This window comes from Bifidobacterium sp. ESL1118 (genome assembly GCF_058505595.1).
The window spans coordinates 902,872-921,722 of the sequence record NZ_CP196371.1 but is presented as its reverse complement, the minus strand read 5'-3'; the positions used below and the strand labels follow the sequence as shown (position 1 = coordinate 921,722).

At 53.2% G+C, this 18,851-nt stretch carries 17 protein-coding genes and 1 tRNA gene; 5 read left to right on the top strand and 13 right to left on the bottom strand.

The window, feature by feature from the left end; genetic code table 11:
* Positions 1–19: 19 nt before the first annotated feature.
* Positions 20–1,315: a glycosyltransferase family 2 protein gene (locus ACSYSS_RS03575; RefSeq protein WP_491704209.1), complete on the bottom strand. Its 1,296-nt coding sequence runs from the start codon at positions 1,313–1,315 to the stop codon at positions 20–22.
* Positions 1,315–2,754: an AI-2E family transporter gene (locus ACSYSS_RS03570; protein ID WP_491704097.1), complete on the bottom strand. Its 1,440-nt coding sequence runs from the start codon at positions 2,752–2,754 to the stop codon at positions 1,315–1,317. Before ACSYSS_RS03570 ends, ACSYSS_RS03575 begins: the two co-directional genes overlap by 1 nt.
* An 86-nt stretch (positions 2,755–2,840) precedes the next feature.
* Here ACSYSS_RS03570 and ACSYSS_RS03565 point away from each other — a divergent pair, with 86 nt between their 5' ends.
* The 3 genes from ACSYSS_RS03565 to ACSYSS_RS03555 all read left to right on the top strand — a co-directional run bounded on the left by ACSYSS_RS03565 (position 2,841) and on the right by ACSYSS_RS03555 (position 5,684).
* Complete coding sequence (locus ACSYSS_RS03565; RefSeq protein ID WP_491704096.1) at positions 2,841–3,737, top strand: glycosyltransferase family 2 protein; 897 nt, start codon at positions 2,841–2,843, stop codon at positions 3,735–3,737.
* Positions 3,727–4,467 (top strand): MgtC/SapB family protein, encoded by a 741-nt coding sequence (locus tag ACSYSS_RS03560; RefSeq protein WP_491704095.1) that lies wholly within the window; start codon positions 3,727–3,729, stop codon positions 4,465–4,467. The genes ACSYSS_RS03565 and ACSYSS_RS03560 overlap by 11 nt, the downstream gene beginning before the upstream one ends.
* 95 nt (positions 4,468–4,562) lie before the next feature.
* Positions 4,563–5,684 (top strand): polyprenyl synthetase family protein, encoded by a 1,122-nt coding sequence (locus tag ACSYSS_RS03555; RefSeq protein ID WP_491704094.1) that lies wholly within the window; start codon positions 4,563–4,565, stop codon positions 5,682–5,684.
* An 81-nt stretch (positions 5,685–5,765) separates the two neighbouring features.
* Here ACSYSS_RS03555 and ACSYSS_RS03550 read toward each other — a convergent pair whose 3' ends face one another.
* The 5 genes from ACSYSS_RS03550 to ACSYSS_RS03530 form a co-directional block, all read right to left on the bottom strand.
* On the bottom strand, positions 5,766–6,056 hold the full coding sequence (locus tag ACSYSS_RS03550; RefSeq protein WP_491704093.1) for a YggT family protein: 291 nt from the start codon (positions 6,054–6,056) through the stop codon (positions 5,766–5,768).
* A gap of 41 nt (positions 6,057–6,097) precedes the next feature.
* Positions 6,098–6,574 (bottom strand): cell division protein SepF, encoded by a 477-nt coding sequence (locus ACSYSS_RS03545; RefSeq protein ID WP_491704092.1) that lies wholly within the window; start codon positions 6,572–6,574, stop codon positions 6,098–6,100.
* A 22-nt stretch (positions 6,575–6,596) separates the two neighbouring features.
* Positions 6,597–7,847: a cell division protein FtsZ gene (ftsZ, locus tag ACSYSS_RS03540; protein WP_491704091.1), complete on the bottom strand. Its 1,251-nt coding sequence runs from the start codon at positions 7,845–7,847 to the stop codon at positions 6,597–6,599.
* Between the two features lie 109 nt (positions 7,848–7,956).
* Positions 7,957–9,099 (bottom strand): tRNA dihydrouridine synthase DusB, encoded by a 1,143-nt coding sequence (dusB, locus tag ACSYSS_RS03535; RefSeq protein WP_491704208.1) that lies wholly within the window; start codon positions 9,097–9,099, stop codon positions 7,957–7,959.
* A 228-nt stretch (positions 9,100–9,327) separates the two neighbouring features.
* Positions 9,328–10,848 (bottom strand): glycine--tRNA ligase, encoded by a 1,521-nt coding sequence (locus ACSYSS_RS03530; protein WP_491704090.1) that lies wholly within the window; start codon positions 10,846–10,848, stop codon positions 9,328–9,330.
* A gap of 220 nt (positions 10,849–11,068) precedes the next feature.
* Here ACSYSS_RS03530 and ACSYSS_RS03525 point away from each other — a divergent pair, with 220 nt between their 5' ends.
* Positions 11,069–12,109, top strand: a complete 1,041-nt coding sequence (locus ACSYSS_RS03525; RefSeq protein WP_491704089.1) for a LacI family DNA-binding transcriptional regulator — start codon at positions 11,069–11,071, stop codon at positions 12,107–12,109.
* Between the two features lie 59 nt (positions 12,110–12,168).
* Here ACSYSS_RS03525 and ACSYSS_RS03520 read toward each other — a convergent pair whose 3' ends face one another.
* The 4 genes from ACSYSS_RS03520 to ACSYSS_RS03505 form a co-directional block, all read right to left on the bottom strand.
* Positions 12,169–12,960, bottom strand: coding sequence for an isoprenyl transferase (locus ACSYSS_RS03520; protein WP_491704088.1), 792 nt, complete (start codon positions 12,958–12,960; stop codon positions 12,169–12,171).
* A gap of 13 nt (positions 12,961–12,973) precedes the next feature.
* A complete protein-coding gene (recO, locus tag ACSYSS_RS03515; protein WP_491704087.1) occupies positions 12,974–13,696 on the bottom strand; it encodes a DNA repair protein RecO in 723 nt (240 codons plus the stop codon).
* A 45-nt stretch (positions 13,697–13,741) separates the two neighbouring features.
* Positions 13,742–15,523 carry an alpha/beta hydrolase family protein gene (locus ACSYSS_RS03510; protein WP_491704086.1) on the bottom strand — a complete coding sequence of 594 codons (1,782 nt, stop codon included), beginning with the start codon at positions 15,521–15,523 and terminating at the stop codon, positions 13,742–13,744.
* A 112-nt stretch (positions 15,524–15,635) separates the two neighbouring features.
* Positions 15,636–17,141 (bottom strand): DivIVA domain-containing protein, encoded by a 1,506-nt coding sequence (locus tag ACSYSS_RS03505; RefSeq protein WP_491704085.1) that lies wholly within the window; start codon positions 17,139–17,141, stop codon positions 15,636–15,638.
* Positions 17,142–17,296: 155 nt separating this feature from the next.
* Here ACSYSS_RS03505 and ACSYSS_RS03500 point away from each other — a divergent pair.
* A tRNA-Val gene (locus tag ACSYSS_RS03500) sits at positions 17,297–17,370 on the top strand.
* Between the two features lie 18 nt (positions 17,371–17,388).
* Here ACSYSS_RS03500 and ACSYSS_RS03495 read toward each other — a convergent pair.
* Entirely contained in the window at positions 17,389–17,805 is a 417-nt protein-coding gene (locus ACSYSS_RS03495; protein ID WP_491704084.1) for a DUF3052 domain-containing protein, read from the bottom strand.
* A 64-nt stretch (positions 17,806–17,869) separates the two neighbouring features.
* Complete coding sequence (locus ACSYSS_RS03490) at positions 17,870–18,760, bottom strand: S16 family serine protease (RefSeq protein WP_491704083.1); 891 nt, start codon at positions 18,758–18,760, stop codon at positions 17,870–17,872.
* Between the last annotated feature and the right edge of the window lie 91 nt (positions 18,761–18,851).

Sequence of the window (18,851 nt, the reverse complement as noted above, 5' to 3'; positions counted from 1 at the left end):
TCACCTCTGTCTCAAATCGCTATTGTGCCGATTCCTCATCCCTTTTGCCGCTGCCAACGGCAACCTTCGGCTCAATCTTCTCTTCGGCTTCCGCATTACGGTGTTCGATGGGTTTCCAATCCGGTTTTGCGAAAATGGCCTGGAATGAAATCGGCACATAACTGAGCATATATATAGGGAAACTCAGCACATATGCAAACAGCTCCTTGTTTGTGGCACCGATTTTCCCACGTTCGGCGAATACGGTGAGCGCAGCCAATCCCATGAGGGCCAAAATGCCGAGTGCTGCACCAACCAGCAGACCTTCGAAGGAGGTAAGCAACGATGTCCAGGATATGAACCCGAAGATGGCAAAGAGAATCCCCAACGCATACCGAATGACGCTGATCACCATGAACGGACAGATCAACAATGTGAAGTCCACGGCGGAGAAATCGCGCTCCTTGACTGCACGGACGATAAGACGCGGTCCGTAGTAACGGAAGACCTGCAGAAAACCTTTGCTCCAGCGCAGCCGTTGCCTCCAACTCTGCTTGAACGTCACCGGCTGTTCATCGTAGAGGATGGCAGTGCCACAGTACCCGATTCGGTCGCCATGCAAGACCGAATCCATGGTGAATTCCAGATCTTCGGTCAGCAGGTGGAACTTCCAGCCATTGTTGCGTTGCATGATCTCTTGGGAAAACATGAATCCTGTCCCACCCACGTGGCAACTGGAGCCCAAAAGCATGCGTGAGTTGTTGACAAATCTGGATTCGCGGATGAACCATAGTGCGGATCCTGATGAAACCCAGTTTTCCGATAGATTCACAGAATTCCGGTAGCTGGTAAGAATCCTGAACCCCGATTGGAACGCCTTGTTCATCTCTGCAATGTAATGTTTGTCCAACAGATTATCCGCATCGAAGACGAAGAACGCATCGTAATCCTTGGCCACCTTACGCTCAATCATTTCATCGAGCAGATAGGTGAGCGCGTACCCTTTGCCGATGTGCTCCATATCATGACGTTCCACTACATTGCAGCCAAGTGATTGCACCAAGTCAGCCGTATGATCCGTACAGTTGTCCGCTACAATCCAGATATCGACGAGTGAGACCGGGTACGTCTGGGCACGGATCGAAGCAATAAGCTCACCAATGACGTTCTCTTCGTTGCGCGCGGAGATCAGCACTGCATATCGTTTGTCCATAGGGGCGTCAGGGAACACTATCGTGCGATGAAATAGCGAGGCCACAATCTGAACGCCCTGGTATATCACTCCTGCAGCGCCCAAAATAAAAATCAAGACATCAAGTACATTCAGCAGAAACATCAGCGCCATTCACTCCTTGGGTTGCTCTCGTCGGTGTGGTTTTTCCGACTAGTACCGCTTTCCCCTGTCTCTTGTCCATGTAAGACGCCTTTGGGGATCGCCACAGTCAGCGATTCGCCACTGCCACCATCATGGCTTTGGTCCTCATCATTCGCAAGATGGTAGACCTCCTCCTGCAATGCACGCATCTCATCACTCATCGGCACTCTTGCCGTGCTGCCTTTGGCCGCACGCGGCATACGATCGGCAACGGGTTTGACGACATGCTCATTGAATGCTTCGGCACCTTCCACGACCTTCGATTTGGAAATGGGAGCCGGATCGTTCATCAGAGGAGACTCAACCAAATCGTATCTTCTTGTATACACTTTGAACAGAGCCTGCAGGCTTGCCGTGACAGGGAGCGCAAGGAACGCGCCCAATGCACCGAACAGCGAACCCATCACCAACACGCACAGGAAGGCGATGGCCGGGTTCAAATCCATGGTGCGCTGGGACACCTTTGGCAGGAAGATCAGATTCTCAATTTGCTGGTACACCACAATGAACGCCACAACGGCCAATGCCCAAACCCATCCCCGCGAGCTCCAGGCAAAGATGACCGGCAAGGCTCCGCCAATATAAGTGCCGACGGTGGGAACGAACTGCGAGACTATGCCGCAAAAGAGACCAAGCGGAAGCCAATACGGCACTTGCGCAAATACCAGGAAGATGGATGTGAAGAATGCATTGAGAACCGCCAGGATCGTTCTGGAGAAGAGGAACCCCGAAATTTGGTCCTGCACCACGGTCCAGATAAGCAAAAAGCGGCGCTGAGCCTTGGGGGCCAACCACTGGCAAAGGCTTCTGCGCATTTTCGGCCCCGCAGCTGAAATATAGTACGTCACCATTACCACCGTGAGCAGGTTGAGGATGAAACTAAAGAAACCCATGGTGGTGCTGAGCGCCTGCCCCGCAAAATCAGTGACCCACGAGGTTTGCAGATTACGCAAGATCTCACTGCCCAGGCTGTTCATCTCAGGCAACTTGAAATCACTGTACTGCGACACAAGCTGGCGTATCTGGTCGTACAGCGTTGGAATGCCCTTGATCATGGACACCACCTGATCGACAAACAGCTTGCCAAACAATGCGAGCAACGCCACGGCCACCACAATGAAACCCACCAGGCATAAGGCCGACGCGGCTCCGCGCTTCCAACCGTGCCGCACCAAACGCATCACGAGTGGCTCCAAAGCCAGGGCAATGAACATGGAGACGATAAGGTCGAGCACGATGCCCGAGACCTTGCTCCAAGACTGCCAAACAAAGATGGCAAGGAACACGGCGATAACCGCATACAGCAAGGCGCGCCCCCACCAATCCGGCGGCCGGCGCGAATCCCCTTTGCCTGGAAACACCGCAGCAAAGTCAAATTTGCCATCGTCTTTTTCGCTCATACGTTCCATACTAGCAATGGGTCGGGCATGCGCACTCAATGGGCAACGATACATGGTGTATGGCTGTTGCACTACTCTAGTAAACCATGCTGAAGGTTTCGATTGTCATCCCCGCGTACAACGAGCGGGAGCATATCGTCGACTGTCTGGTGAATGCCACCAGACAGGACGTCATGCCCTACGAGGTCATCGTGGTCGACAATCGTTCCACCGATTCCACAGTGCAACTTGTGGAGCAGTTCATCGTCGACCACCCGGACGACCCGGTACGACTTGAACATCAGGATACCGAACAAGGTCTCATCCCCACCCGAAACTACGGCTTTTTAAAGGCACACGGCGACGTTCTAGGTAGAATAGACGCCGATTGCATGCTCAAGCCCGACTGGGTGAAGGTGGTCACCTCCATTTTCACCGATGATTCCGAGGCCATGGGCGCCACAGGCCCCGCCGTCTACTATGACATGCCGGCAAAACGCATTGGTCTCAAGGGAGACGACTCCGTACGCAAGTCCACCTACAGAGTGGATGATGACAAAGTACTGCTGTTCGGCTCGAATATGGCCGTGCGAGCCAGTGCCTGGAAGAAAATCGCGGGTAGCGTGTGTCGAGACAAAGCCGACATCATGCACGAGGACATCGATATCTCACTGCATCTGATTGACCAACATCTCAAGACGGTGTACTGCGACCGTATGATTACCGGCGTCTCCGCAAGGCGCATGCACACCTCCCTGTCGTCGTTCCGCAAGTATATGGATCGTTTCGAGAACACCTTCAAGGCCCACCCGGAACATTCCCGCAAAGGCAATACAGAACGTACGCTGTATATGCTCTACCCGGTGTTGTGCGCCTTCTACCCGGTTTATCAAAAGTTCCTTGACGCACGCGGAATCGACCCCGCAAAACGCATCTGGCGAAAGGAGCAGGCCAGAATACACAAACGCTCCACTCAGGAAGTTACCCAAAAACATGAATATTGATATGCATCTGCTTGGAGAACAAACCCTTTGGCTGTTCATGGCCTTTCTGTTCTCCATGGCCATCGGAACCGAGAGACAGTTCCGCCACAAAGATGCCGGTACAAGAACCCACGCCTTGGTGGGAGTGGGCTCCGCATTGTTTGTCATCATCAGCAAATATGGGTTCATGGATGTGATCGGCTCAGATATACGGTTGGATCCGTCCCGCATCGCCGCCCAGATTGTGTCTGGCATTGGCTTTATCGGCGCGGGGCTGGTGTTCACCCAGCGTTCCCACGTCCGTGGTCTCACCACGGCCGCCTCAATCTGGCTGACTGCCGCAATAGGCACTGCTTGCGGGGCGGGAATGATCATTCCCGCCGCTTTGTGCACGCTTATCTACTTTGTGACAGTCATGCTAATACCCTTCATCAGTAAAAAGGTGATTCCGGGGCTCGAAACCGAAGACATTCTTCGACTGCGCTATACCGATGGGCATGGAACATTACGTTCGATTCTTGCAGTATGTGCTTCACATGGCGTATCAGTGGAGGGTTTCTCGACTCATAAAAGAAATACACATAGAAGTGCCGATGGCGACGATGGAGAAAGATCGGGGCAAAACACCCATACGGAGCACATTGTCACAGCGGATCTGGAAATCCGTGGAAGGGATTCGGCGGAGCTTATCAGCGACCTTTCGGATTTGGAAGGTGTCGTCTCTGCAACGAGAATCAGCAACACAGAATGAATCAAGCGGTAATAAAACGTTTGAACTTATTTGGTTATCGGCAGATGATATATTATTGGGAGACTTCAATCAGTTTTTAAGAGATAAGGTTTTGCATGCCAAATCAACAGCAGCGAATGCTACAACGTGATTTAGCCAGCGTCGTCAAACTCCTTCAATCCGAAGGAAACAACGTGGGCCCCTATAGCGGAGACTATCGAAATCTTCTCAGCAATCATGGGAAAATGGTACGTTCTGCTTTGACTCTTATTTTTTGGTATGCCAGTAGCCTTCGCCGGGGAACATCAATCGATATACTTTCACGTGGGTCACAACAAGAGTCTCATTTCATAGTCACCTTTACTGACAACCCTGATTCAGACATCGATTGGTCTCATGTGTGGCTTGACGGGGCAGGCAGCATTTCTACGGCGGACGACGAAGGCAATCAGCATGCCGTCCGCCAAAAGGTAATTATCGGTGCAACAGCAATCGAAATGCTGCATTTGGCGACACTGGTGCATGACGATGTTCTGGACAATGCACCAATACGTCGTGGTAAACCCACAGTCCATACACTCCGTGGCAATAAGACGGCCATCTATCTTGGTGATTTGCTGCTCAGCCGATACATGGAAATTATGGCATCCGTAGCCCCCAATACCGCATTTGTGTCTCACCAGGCGCGAAACATCAATGAGATCGTATCCGGAGACCTCCTTCAGGAATCCCTGAGACACAACACAGCTGTGACGAAAGATGACTATGACCGTGTCATCACCGGAAAAACGGCAACGTTGTTTCGCATGGCCTGCGTTACCGGAATCGAACTGTCCGTCAAGGAACCGTGTGAGGAGGAAATCAATCAAGCGTTAGAGATTGGGCAGGAATTGGGTATCGCCTTCCAGATCATCGATGATATCGGAGATTTTGACGTTTCCAAACAAAGTGGGAAGCCCAAGCTGGAAGATATTTCAGCAGGTATTTACACGCTGCCTGTCGTTTTGGCGCTAAAAGACGATCCCGACTTCGCGGCGTTGCTGCAGCACAACGACACACAACTGACCGTTGATTACCTCAATGCTCATCCGCAATACATACAGAGCAGCAAAGATGAGGCCAGGAAGCACCTCAACAATGTAAAATCATTAGTGAGTCAAACAGCTCGCCCACGGATACCTGAGGCATCATCTTCGTTGATTTGCAACATTGCAGACACCTTGATAGAGACATTGTAGTCAGTTATCCATCGGCTTCGCCCATGCAAAAAGCCCCTCTTCAAAAAATGGATGTATGCATCCATGAGAGAACACCGAAGCCTAGATGATAAAGCGAATCGCCATGATGATGATGTAGATGATGAACCAGAGCAAAATGGGTGTAATATCCAGCCCCAAACTGCCGAGACGAATTGGTGGAACGTACCGACGAAGCCATCTCAATGGTGGATCTGTCAGAACATAGAAAACATTGATGATGCTGCCGAGTATCGGTCCAGGTCTGAAGCGTGGCACCAAAAACAGCACCCAGTCAATGATCACCCGTATCAAAAGGACGTCAGCATACAGCCCGACAATCCAGCTGAGAATGGAAAACAGTATAAATATCATGGAAAATTACTCCATACGTTGAGGGAATATGGGCGTATGGTTTAAAAAAGATGCTCGCCCGATCCCACAGAATCAGACTGCTCAACTTTGATATTGACCTGTGCAGGACTAAGCAAAAACACTCTTGGCGTAACACGCTCAACAGATCCGCGCAGTCCGAAAATGAGCCCCAGTGAAAAATCAATGATGCGATATGCCAACGCCTGCGAGACTCCCGTGAGATTGAGCACAACAGGAATACCATCTCGAATGGCCCTACCGACTGACTCCGCATCCTCATATGTCTTTGGATGAATGGTGGTAATACGATTGAGCTTGCCGGTAAAAGGATTTGCCGACGCACCGCCTTCGCCAGTCGTGTCATCAGAGGAGTTCATGATCGGGGTCACCGAGCGATCCGTGTCGAAATCAACTTCGTCATGGGAGTCACTGTCTTCGACGTCCTCATCCAAATCATCATCGTCAACCACATCTGCCATACCTAGATACGACATTGCGTGCTTCATAAATCCCGCCATCTGAATTCCTTTGCTCGTGTTCTTATCTTAGAAAGTCCGGAAGGTCGAGATCCCCTAAATCATCCGGACCATCAGAGGAATCCTGCGAATCAATCAATGGGTCATTGCCTCGATCCGAACTATTGCCCGGCACCGACGGCACCTGGGCATCTCCCGTCGCATGATTGCCATCAGAATCGTGGGCTCCGAATATCGAACCCTCCTGACCATCCCTATTCTTATCAGGCTGCTCATCAGTCTGTGCCGAATCATTCATCTCAGTATAATTCTGCAAATCCGACACATTCTCGGAATTCTGGGTCTTTTGAGAATTGGCATCGAAACCAGCGGCAATGACCGTCACACGCACTTCATCACCATATGCATCATCCATAGCCAAGCCCCAGATAATCTGGGCTTCGGGATGAATGGCCTTTCGCACAAGCTCAGTGGCAGCACTGACCTCCTGCATCTTGAGATCCGTGGGACCGGCAATGTTGATCAAGGCACCATGGGCACCTTCGACGCTTTCCTCAAGCAGCGGCGAGCTGATGGCGATCTCCGCCGCCTGCGTGGCCCTGTCTTCCCCGCGCGCCGAGCCGATTCCGAACAGCGCCGTGCCCGCACCCTTCAAAATTGCGGTGACATCGGAAAAATCTACATGAATATAAGAATTCATGGTGATCAGATCGGTGATGCCTTGCACGCCGGCCAACAGTGCACTATCAGCCGTCTTGAAGGCGTCCATGATGCCAATGGTCCGATCGGAAAGCTCCAAAAGCCTGTCGTTGGGAATCACGATGAGGGCATCCACTTCCTTGCGAAGATTCTCAATGCCGAGCTTTGCAGAAGCCGCACGCTGCGGACCCTCGAATGCAAACGGTCTCGTGACCACGGCAACCGTCAACGCGCCCTGCTGATGCGCAGCTCGGGCTACAATCGGACTCGCACCGGTACCCGTGCCTCCGCCTTCGCCACAAGTGACGAATACCATGTCAGCACCTTTTACCGCCTCTTCGATGTCGGATTGATGGTCCTGGGCAGCCTTGGCTCCCTTTTCCGGGTCCGCACCAGCCCCCAACCCTCTACTGCTGTTGTCGCTCAGCGAAATCTTCACATCCGCGTCGCTACGCAGCAAGTCTTTGGCATCAGTATTGATGGCTACAAATTCAACGTTCTGCAGACCTTCAGCAATCATTCGGTTGACGGCGTTACCCCCTGCACCACCGACACCAACCACTTTGATGCTGGTCTTGTCGTTGAAATTGTCATTCTGGGCAATCTCACTCACCATAGTCTCCTGTCACTTTGGGTCATACCTCTACTCTATCGCAAAACTCACCTGGAATAAGGATATTTCCGGGTATGTACCATTAAATTACATAATTGTTCTTCCATAACCGTCAGTAACCTGCGTCCATGGGGTCATCCCCGAACAGCTGCTGACGCTGTTCATGGGTCGTCGTGCGTGTCTCAAGCCAACCATATGGCAGATGGACTTTTTTGGCATAACGAACACGACCACGCGGCGTATCGAGCAAACGATCAGGAAGTTTAGCCGAACCATCAAGACCGTTCAATTCACGTTTCACATCATCGAGTGTCTCACACTCCATCAGGGCTCGCCGCGCCTTGCCTCCCACAGGGAACCCCTTCAAATACCAAGCGATGTGTTTACGTAGGTCGTGAATCGCCATACGTTCATCGTCATCGTAGAATTGGATGAGCAGATTGGCATGGTGGAGTATCACTTCGCACACCTCATTCAACGTAGGGTCGAGGCGCTCAGGATTTCCCGCAAAGGCGTGCTTGATATCCGAAAAAATCCAAGGCCTGCCCTGACAGCCGCGTCCAATGGCTACACCTGCGCAACCCGTCTGACGCACCATATCGAGCGCATCGTCGGCTCCCCATATGTCGCCATTGCCGAACACAGGGATATCGATTGCCTCAACCAACTCTTTGATTTTGCTCCAATCGGAATGACCGCCGTAATATTCCGCGGTGGTGCGGGCATGCAAGGTAACTGCGGCGCAACCCTCATCCTCGGCGATACGTCCGGCATCGAGAAACGTCTCGTGATCATGATCGATGCCGACACGGATCTTTGCGGTAACCGGAATGCCGGCAGGCCTGCAGACAGCGACCACACGATGAATCAGTTCCCGGAACAGATCCGTTTTCCAAGGCAGGGCCGAACCGCCGCCTCTGCGGGTCACTTTCGGTACGGGGCAGCCGAAGTTGAGGTCCACATGGTCGGCCATCTTCCCGTCGACCACCATCTGCGCCGCCTGCTCGACAATCGTAGGATCGACACCGTAGAGTTGCAGGGAACGAATCTTCTCGCTCGAATCGAATCGACAAAGGCGAAACGCCTTAGGATTCCTCGCCACCAGCGCCCGCGCGGTAATCATCTCGGCCACGTAGAGTCCATCAGGCCCATACGATTCACACAACACACGGAACGGCCAGTTCGTCACCCCGGCCATGGGCGAAAGAATAACCGGGGTCTCAACATGAACCGGTCCCAGGTCAACAGGGGGCATCTCCGGCAGATTGTCAGGAGAACCGGCATCCCCGACATGATCGGTGCCGCAAACAGCGCCGGATCCTGCGCCGCCTGCAATTGTTTGCGTTCCACTCTTGGCATTGACCATTGCTGTCATGAACCTCACTTGAATACAGTAAATAGAAAACGTCGTGGCTACCGGAGTGCGTCCGGTCAGCCACGACGAACCTGCAAATTCCTCAATCCATCATTGAAGCCTGTGGACTTAGTATAATCCCCCGGCTTCGGCTATCTTCACCGGCGCGCCTTCGTCCTCGCCGCTCTCCTTGGACACGTCCAACCCACCGTCGGCGGCCTTGGACCCCACGACGGAAACCGGCCCCTCGGGGTAGCGAATACGTTTCTCCCCAACACGGCTCATCACGTAATCTGCCACATTGTCAAGCGACACACGCTCCTGGGTCATGGTGTCACGTTCACGAATGGTGACGGCATGATCGTCGATGGTGTCGAAATCGACCGTGACGCACAGCGGCGTGCCGATCTCATCCTGGCGGCGATAACGGCGGCCGATGGCACCGGCCTCGTCGTAGTCGACCATGAGGTCGTGCTGACGCAGCTCCGCTGCGAGATCATGGGCCACACCCTGCAACTGCGGCTTCTTGCTCAGTGGGAACACCGCGGCCTTTACGGGAGCGAGCCTCGGGTCCAGACGCAACACGGTACGACGATCCACGCCACCCTTGGTGTTCGGTGCCTCGTCCACTGCGTAGGCATCCACTAGGAAGGCCATCAGTGAACGGGTAAGCCCCGCTGCAGGCTCGATGACGTAGGGAATGTATTTCTCACCGGTGGCCTGATTGAAGTAGGAAAGATCCTCACCCGAGTGCTCGGCATGGGCCGAAAGATCGAAATCCGTGCGATTGGCCACTCCTTCAAGCTCGCCCCAGTCGGAGCCCTTGAACCCGAACTTGTACTCGATGTCGACCGTGCGCTTGGAATAGTGTGCCAGCTTCTCCTTGGGGTGTTCGTAATGGCGCAGGTTCTCCGGGTTGATGCCGAGATCGGTGTACCAGCGGGTGCGGGTGTCGATCCAGTACTGGTGCCAGTCCTCATCAGTGCCCGGCTGGACGAAGAACTCCATCTCCATCTGTTCGAACTCGCGCGTGCGGAAGATGAAGTTGCCAGGAGTGATCTCGTTTCTGAACGACTTGCCGATGTTGGCAATGCCGAACGGCGGCTTGGAACGCGAGGCGGTCATGACATTCTTGAAGTCCACGAAAATGCCCTGGGCCGTCTCCGGACGCAGATAGTGCAACGAGTTTTCGTCATCCACCGGCCCAAGATGCGTGCGTAGCATCATGTTGAAGTCACGAGGCTCAGTCCACTGGCCTCGCGTGCCGCACTCAGGGCATACGATGGACTTGAGGCCGTCCTCGGGCATCTTATCGCCATGTTTCTCGGCGTACGACTCCTGAAGCTTGTCGGCACGCTGACGTTTGTGACAGTTAAGGCATTCGATGAGCGGATCGTTAAACACCTTGACATGCCCTGAGGCCTCCCACACCTCTGTGGGAAGAATCACCGAGGTGTCCACGCCCAGCACATCGCCGCGGGTGACGACCATGCTGCGCCACCACTCGCGCTTGATGTTGTCCTTAAGCGCCACACCCAGCGGGCCATAATCCCAAGCCGAACGAGTCCCGCCATAGATCTCCCCCGCGGGAAACACAAAGCCCCGCCTCTTGGCCAGAGACACTACCTCATCTAATTTGGAAACAGCCAATATGCACCTTCCGAGCGAACACATGAGATTGAAATACCTGATATTCAATTCTACTGAATGAGCGTGACACACCACGGCATGCCAGCCAACAAATATGTTGGTACCGAGAAAAGCAACGGCAATCGTCGACTGTCAAAATTCCGAATACATAAAACTCATCAAAACAAACCAAGAGTCCAAATTCCGGGGGTTTATCCGTTTATGGGTATAACGTGTAACTATGATAACGATGAAGAACGTGGCCGAAAAAGCCGGAGTCTCTATCTCAACGGTCTCACTGGTCATGAACAACCATGACGCTGGTCGTGTTAAAACTGAGATTGCGGCACGGGTGAGAAAAATCGCTAATGAATTGGGTTATCGGCCTAATCCCATGGCACGTTCTCTACGCACGAGCAAAACGGGGATCCTTGGTTTTGTCGCCGAGCAGATTTCTTCATTCCCATACGTCTCCCACATGCTTCAAGGCGCTCAAGATGCCGGCAGCGAGCTTGGCTATGTTGTTTTATTTGTGACGTCGGACGGATCGACCACCCAAGAGGATCAGACCGCAGCCTTGCAGCGTTACGGCATGGACGGTTTTCTGTACTCCCGTCCCTCCAGCCAGGTCACAGAAGTACCCGACGACCTAGTTCACTATCCCCTGGTGCTCATCGCGACAAACACCGTAGACAACCGTTTCCCGATCATCGAATCAAGTGAATTTGACATTGGCCATGATGCCACAAAACGACTTGTCGATTCAGGTGCCAAACGCATCGCATATATTGGCAATGCCACCCCCACCATTGCACAGGCAACACGGTTGGAAGGCTATCGAGAGATGCTGTCAGAGGCGCATATCCCATTAGATGACAATCTCTTGGCCAACGTCTCCCACAATGGCGAAGCCCTGGCCGCAGTGGAACAGCTGATTGAACGAGAGCATCCGGATGCGTTCTTCTGCTATGACGATGCCAGGGCGTGGTATGTCTACGAATGCGCGGCAAGAATGGGGCTGGCCATCGGCAAGGACATTTCCGTCGTTGGAGTTGGCGACGATGCCACCATATCCGGAACGTTCACACCGAAACTCACCACAATCGAACTGCCATATTACAAAATGGGATATTGGGCTGTTTGCAAACTGGTCTCTCTCATCGAAAAGAATGAAGATCAAAAGGAGTTTCCGGCCAATCTTATGCCGCTTCCACCGTTGAATTCCCCGATACCCGCACGAATTCATTGCAAGATGATCGAGAACGCTTCGGTTGTTTCCTGACCCCACCCATGGTTTGGCTATCGATCGGATGGCTATCAATAGGCACCTTAAGAGGGTGCCTATTTTGTTACCCCACCAAATCTGCGGTCACGGTGCACATAGTGGTCAATCGAGCGCCATAGTGATTCCCTGCCGTAATCGGGAAACAGCTCGGGTGCAAAATCGAGTTCCGCATAAGCAGCCTCCCAAGGCAAAAAGTTGGATGTTCGTTGCTCCCCAGAGGTCCGTATCACCAAATCACAATCGGGAATATCGGGATTATACAGATTCTCGGCAATCATTTTTTCCGTCACCCGATCCCCGCTGATGTCACCGTCCCTAACCTGCCTGGCAATGGCGGCGCACGCGTCGGCAATCTCCGAGCGACCGCCGTAGTTGATGCAGAACACCACATCGATCGTGGAATTGTGCTTGGTACGTTCCATAGCCACTTCCAGCTCGTCGATGACGGATTTCCACAACCTCGGCCTACGCCCCGACCATCTCACTCTCACTCCCCACTCATCCATCTGCGCGACCCGTCGATGGATGATGTCGCGAGAGAACCCCATAAGGAAGCGTACCTCTTGCGGACTGCGTTTCCAATTCTCGGTGGAGAAGGTGTATAGGCTCAAGTAGCGCACGCCAGCCTCTATGGCGCCTGCTATGGTGTCGAAAACAACAGGTTCGGCGGCCTTATGCCCCTCTGTTCTCACTAGTCCGCGATTTTGCGCCCAACGTCCATTGCCGTCCATGATGATACCCACATGTCGGGGCACTTTTCCAGCGGGAAAAGTCGGAATTGCCGAGGGATTGGAGAATGGTGCGGAGGGAATATCCAATGACGTATAGTCCACATGTTCAAAAGCCATACATCACACTGTACTATGAGTCCTCCAGCTTCATGGAGCGAATTGGACGCTCCAGATAATATTCACACCATTCCTCCACAAAGCGCCGCGTGGATGTCAATAGGGAGCGTTCATCGAGTACCCCCCAATCCCCGTCAATCAACGCCTGAATCTGTTCGCGCTCTTGGAGGGTGATTCTTCTTGCATCCGGTGTGTGGTCCTTCCCACACATCACTCCGCCGGAGATGACCGAAACGAAATCGAGCCCATCGCGTCCCATACATACCACGCACGAATCGACGCGAGGACTCCAACCTGCAATCGCCAGTGCCCGCATGACATACGAATCACTGATAGCAGGTGACAGATGCCTCTTTCGAGCCAACGCATGCAACGCAGATATCAACAGCATGTATTGCCCTCTCACAGGCTCGTTCTCGGTAGAAACCAATTTATCGATGGTCTCCACCATAACGTTCGCCGCCTCGTAGGCTTCATAGTCTGTGATAATGGAGCCTGCATAGGCACCGATGAGATCCGCCTGCGAAATGACATCCAAGGAACGCCCCTCGGCGATAAGCAAATCACAACGCATAAAAGGCTCAAGTCGACTTCCAAAACGGGATTTTACACGTCGAACGCCCTTGGCGACCGCTCTCACCTTGCCGTGCTCCTTTGTCAGGACAGTGACAATGCGGTCTGCCTCACCGAGTTTGACAGTACGGAGCACCACTCCCTCATCACGAAACAACGCCATATCATTCTCTTCTAATCACTGTAGAACCACGCCGCCTATACAACATCAATACACAAAAATGCCCCAGAATGCAAAAAACAGCAATACCTGGAACATAGCTGCCGCCACCACCCAGAAAACAACGCATCCGAAGCGCGTCGAAGCCAGTACCGGTTCCCGACGTGGTTTCTGGGCAAACGCCCGCCTCTCATTGTCGGTCCTGTTATGGGCTGTGAGATTTGGCAAATGTATCCGTTTGGAACGTGTCAGGTCAATAAGACGAACCACCACCCGGGCCCAGGCCCAAACTATAAGCGTGCCGGCAACCTGTATCACCGGCCAGCTCCAGTTCATGACCCCCGGATCCTCGTCGGGAGCACTGCCCCAGATTAATTTGACCATGGCGATGATGACTTGCCCCAACCCCGCAACGAGCAGCACCAGCGTGGAAATCGTCGTAATCGAGATGGCGAACAGCTCACCTCCGAAACCGTTGAGCAGCCCCAAGACGGGTCGCCTGTCCCCACGCACCAGGCGTACTGCCTTCAACACAAGCGCGCTCGCGGCCAGAATCAGCCCGACAATCAGCGTGAGCAGCATACAGATATGCAGAATTGCACCATACACGGTCAGCGGCCTGTCGGGAGCCAGCTCCGTGGGAACAGCGATGCTTTGATTGAGCGCCGGTCCAGCCACCATCTCACTGCTTTGCTTCAGCCCAGCCGCCGTGCCCACAGCCCAATCTGTGATGTCTCGTTCATATTGGTCTGCAAGCGGCGTGCCGGTATCGGCCTCGTCCCCGAGCCGCAACACATGATTGGCCACAGGGTAGCTGCGCAGCGTGACGTTGTCGTTGCCGGCTTGGTGGGCGGAAGCAAAGACATGGCGTGCGCCCTCAACCTGTGCGGTCATCACGTCCTTGGACCCATAGAGCACCATTGTCGGCACACTGTAGGCCTGTGGCAGATTCACAGGTACATCGAGATTGTGCAACCCGAACATATCGCTGTCAACATGGAACAGTCTGCGCACAATGGATTGATAGCCGGAGTTTGCACCGACCAACGAGAAATCCTGCGCCACAAAGAATCCTAATGACAGACGGGGTTTGTAGACCAAGGGGCTCAAAAGAAGTTGGAACGCGATACGCTTGTCGTATTTGATGACATACGGCGCTATCCACGTGCTCTCCGACGTGGCGTAGAGTCCGACATTGTCGGCATTCACCTGGGACATGCCCCGCAGGTACTTCACCACTTTGTCATAGGCTCGGGCCGAGGCAGGGTAATCACGTGTGACATCATTCGTGGACCACACAGGTTTGTCAAGCACCGCTGTCACAAAGCCAGCGGATGCAAAATCATCCGCCACATCGCCAAACGAATTGTCGCACGTGCCGTATCCTGCTCCGTGCATGAAGACGATTGCAGGCAATGCCTTGCCGTTGGCAACATGAGAAGCAGACCCGCTTGGGCTTGAACTTTGCGTGGACACACCTTCCGGCTGGCGAATGTTGACACGAATATGCTGTACTTCGCCCGTCGATGGGCGCTTAGCATCAATGGTGACATGTCTGCTGGCCACACGATACGCACCAATCTTCGGAAGGTCAAGACCACTGGGATTGCTGAACGTGATTGCCTTGTCTTGCGACAGAGTCTCAATGCGCTGCCCGGTGGGGTCTTTCCTCCAAGGAACAATAGTCAAACCCGAGATGGAAACCACTAAACCCAATAATATGACGAATATCGGTATGGTCCGAAGAAACGAGCGTCCAACCCTCGGGGGTTTAGAGGTCGAATCATCGGTCTGCTGTGCAGCCTGCCCATCATGCTGAGTCGTATCCATTAACAATTACCTATGTACCATTCGCTGAAATCGGAACATGTTCAAGTCACTGACGAACCTGAAACCATATCACAGATATGGCCCTCCTGCCATAGCTGGACAGAGATCCGCATCAGCTGTTCCCTTCGGTGCCATCGTCGTTACCATGGTCATCGCCACTGGCAATATCGGGAAAAATAAGATTCGGGATTTCGAACTCGTCGTCATGGGGCACAAACAACCAGTCATCCGCTGCAACCTCCGGTTGCTTTCGGCTTGACTCCCCAGATTGCCGTGCTGCCTGAACATCATCATGCTCATCCTTTGCAGGAACACCGAGCGTAGGGACAGTGGGACTGATCACCATAGTGTCCACATTTTCGTTATGGTCTCCCTGGTTTTCACTTGCATTCACCGGATCCGTCTTCTGCTTGGACGCATGTTCAAGGGCTGCCAGCGATGAGTTCCCATCGTCGGCAATGCCAGCAGGTAGATCATTGTGAACATGCCCATCATTAGCATGTTGCCTATGTTCTGCACCTTGACCACGTTGGCCTGTAACCGAAGATGCTGTATCTGAGGAGACAGGGTACTGGGAGGGTGAAGCAGGTGTGCTCGAAGCTGAACCACTCAAAGAACCACGTTCTGAACCAGCGGAAACCGGATTTACTGGAAAACCTTGGGCTTGCGGAGATTTGAAAATCTCCTCTTCCTGTCGTTGCATATCTTCGAATGATGCCTTGGAATCATCTGCAGTGGATTGCGATCTCCCATTACCTGAGGTGGATTTTCGCACAAAAGACATACGACGGTCATCGTCATCGCCATTGCCTGAAGCATACGAGGGCGCAGGATGTTCGGCGAACAACGGGGGAACCGGAACCCCGGAAACTGCTGTCTGAGAGGCATATGTTTGGCTATTCTGCGTCACGCCTGAGGTGATGGGCGGCACCACCCTGGTCTCCTCAGTCGCTGAATCTGCCGCATCACGTTCTACAACCGTTCCTTTAAGTCGTTCATAGGATTCCAACCGATTCAGCAAATCGCAACATGTGGCAAGATAGTAATCCACCTGACGCTCATCATAGCCCTTTTTGCCTTTGCGCTGTGTAAAAATCGCATTGGCGACCCTCACGGAATTGACATCGGCCAATTTTTTGGTCTCTTTATCGCTTGGCGTCAGCACGCCAAGTTCCATCCCCGCTTTATTCAAAATCATATCCACAAGCTGGTCGACCTGTTTCACCGAATAGGAAGGCTTCTTTGCCTTGCCCCGAGCAAAGCGCTCCTGTGGCTCGCGACTGGCATGCGCCGCCAGCAAACGGTACATTGACTCAGTATGTTTCTTCCACGCCTTCGATCCGTCACCATTGAGTTCGAATAAGGTCTGACGATCGGCCACGGCACGTCCCAACCGCGAGAGTGCCGCATCGACCTGACCGATGACGTACCCGCCTTTGACCAAACGAAAAGCTGCATTCTGTATATCCGCAACAGTCAATGACACATCCTGGGCATCATACTTGGCATGCGCGGTCTCAAGAAAGTCGTCAACCTGCTTGGCATCATACCCTCGCTTATGCTTGCCGACATGTCCGATACCTTGATTCTGCTGACTTTCCTGCGTTTCCTTGGCCATGGTTCATGCTCCTTGTGCTGTTAACGCTTGCGTACAAGACTACGCGAGCGTTACGACTCAGCTTCATATTTGATTTGACCATTGACACGCACGCACGACACCATGCTCTTTCCATTGGCCGTACGATGCGCTACAGTGAATGACTGTCCTCATACGGGCGATTAGCTCAGCTGGTTAGAGCGCCACCTTTACACGGTGGATGTCGGGGGTTCGAGTCCCTCATCGCCCACAGTCACGCCGTACCCTGTCAGCGTCCCTTACCAAACGGACGAAGTCGTACACCATTCCAATCAGTATCCACTGTCAAGGGTGTGGCGGCGTTCATCCCCGCCGTCTTGGCGGCTGATGGAATTACGTTAGGACTGGCTGCACCGGTGCGGCCAGGCTTGGGAGTGATTACCCAAACAGGAGCTTCACCTTCGACCATGCCAGAGGCATCGACAATCGTATCTGCCAAAGCATCTTCGTCGTCCCCATCGCGCCACCAAATGATGACTCCGTCGATTGCCGAATCATAATCCTCGTCAACGAGCTCTTCGCCGGTTAAATCCTCGATTTTTGTACGCACCGAATCATCCACATCGTTGTCCCACAACCATTCTTGTACGATGTCGCCTGAGCGAAAACCGAATTCTTCAGCGTTTTGAGATGCCGTTTCATTCACAATCACACTATATCAAATCGTACGAACAGCAGCAAAACACGGCGCAACATCCTATTTGGATCCCTCACACCTTGCAATGAGGCAATGAGTCAGAGTTGCCCTTCCCTATGGCGGTGAGGGCCTCATACGCTTCATTCAATGTGCCTACTTCAACATCACGCAAACCCTGGGGCACATGCCCCGCGACCTCATCGCAATTATCCTTAGGGGCCAGGAACCAAGTGGCACCGTCCCTCTTGGCGGCGATCATCTTAAGCCGGATGCCACCTATCGATCCGACTCTGCCATCATTACCCATCGTGCCCGTCCCGGCAATGGTCTTTCCACCAGTCTCATCAGCCTTCGTGAGTTTGTTGATGACACCGAGCGAATACATCATACCCGCAGAAGGTCCACCGACTTGATCAATATGCATGGTGACCTTGGCTTTCGATGTGTCGATGCCAAGCGTGCGGGCATATGTCAGAGCAGCGACCGAGGATGAATCCTGGGATGAGCTCATCTGCACGCTGGACTTCTTGGCATATTGCTCCGCGCTCTGCCCCGGCGTGAACACGGCCTCACTGGGGAGCACTTCCTGATGAGGATCAAACAATGCCGGAATCACACGAGCCACGGGAGTCATATACCCTGGCACACCCTCGGCGTTGACGGTGAGCATCAACAACTTTCCGCCACTTCTATACTGCGGCACCCCTGATATAGCGATGACTGGTTGCCCATCATTGTTGCCGAGCACATCTTGCGTGGGACCAGGGGTCTCTATGACAAATGGACTAGGAAGCAGCAGGGCAAGCAAACACAAGAACACACAAAGCGAACCGATATGGTTGCGAAACGCCCTGATCCTCGGACGCGATGCACGTGACCCGCCTCCAGTCTTCGGATTGGAAGGAGAAGCCTGCACAAACTCCCGATTCGGATCTTCCTGATGGTTCACCTGCTCATTACTCATACCACTCATACTATGCGCCAAGTGCGAAAGAGCAGGCGAAGACTATGGAAACTAATACTATTGTCTGGTAAGGAAACCCAAAAACACCTGA

What these genes read in the sequence shown, in the direction of transcription:
- ACSYSS_RS03575 (WP_491704209.1), bottom strand. Translation starts at nt 1,315, where the DNA reads ATGTTTCTGCTGAATGTACTTGATGTCTTGATTTTTATTTTGGGCGCT.
- ACSYSS_RS03570 (WP_491704097.1), bottom strand. Translation starts at nt 2,754, where the DNA reads ATGAGCGAAAAAGACGATGGCAAATTTGACTTTGCTGCGGTGTTTCCA.
- ACSYSS_RS03565 (WP_491704096.1), top strand. Translation starts at nt 2,841, where the DNA reads ATGCTGAAGGTTTCGATTGTCATCCCCGCGTACAACGAGCGGGAGCAT.
- ACSYSS_RS03560 (WP_491704095.1), top strand. Translation starts at nt 3,727, where the DNA reads ATGAATATTGATATGCATCTGCTTGGAGAACAAACCCTTTGGCTGTTC.
- ACSYSS_RS03555 (WP_491704094.1), top strand. Translation starts at nt 4,563, where the DNA reads ATGCCAAATCAACAGCAGCGAATGCTACAACGTGATTTAGCCAGCGTC.
- ACSYSS_RS03550 (WP_491704093.1), bottom strand. Translation starts at nt 6,056, where the DNA reads ATGATATTTATACTGTTTTCCATTCTCAGCTGGATTGTCGGGCTGTAT.
- ACSYSS_RS03545 (WP_491704092.1), bottom strand. Translation starts at nt 6,574, where the DNA reads ATGGCGGGATTTATGAAGCACGCAATGTCGTATCTAGGTATGGCAGAT.
- ftsZ (WP_491704091.1), bottom strand. Translation starts at nt 7,847, where the DNA reads ATGGTGAGTGAGATTGCCCAGAATGACAATTTCAACGACAAGACCAGC.
- dusB (WP_491704208.1), bottom strand. Translation starts at nt 9,099, where the DNA reads ATGCCCCCTGTTGACCTGGGACCGGTTCATGTTGAGACCCCGGTTATT.
- ACSYSS_RS03525 (WP_491704089.1), top strand. Translation starts at nt 11,069, where the DNA reads ATGATAACGATGAAGAACGTGGCCGAAAAAGCCGGAGTCTCTATCTCA.
- ACSYSS_RS03520 (WP_491704088.1), bottom strand. Translation starts at nt 12,960, where the DNA reads ATGGCTTTTGAACATGTGGACTATACGTCATTGGATATTCCCTCCGCA.
- recO (WP_491704087.1), bottom strand. Translation starts at nt 13,696, where the DNA reads ATGGCGTTGTTTCGTGATGAGGGAGTGGTGCTCCGTACTGTCAAACTC.
- ACSYSS_RS03510 (WP_491704086.1), bottom strand. Translation starts at nt 15,523, where the DNA reads ATGGATACGACTCAGCATGATGGGCAGGCTGCACAGCAGACCGATGAT.
- ACSYSS_RS03505 (WP_491704085.1), bottom strand. Translation starts at nt 17,141, where the DNA reads ATGGCCAAGGAAACGCAGGAAAGTCAGCAGAATCAAGGTATCGGACAT.
- ACSYSS_RS03490 (WP_491704083.1), bottom strand. Translation starts at nt 18,760, where the DNA reads ATGAGTAATGAGCAGGTGAACCATCAGGAAGATCCGAATCGGGAGTTT.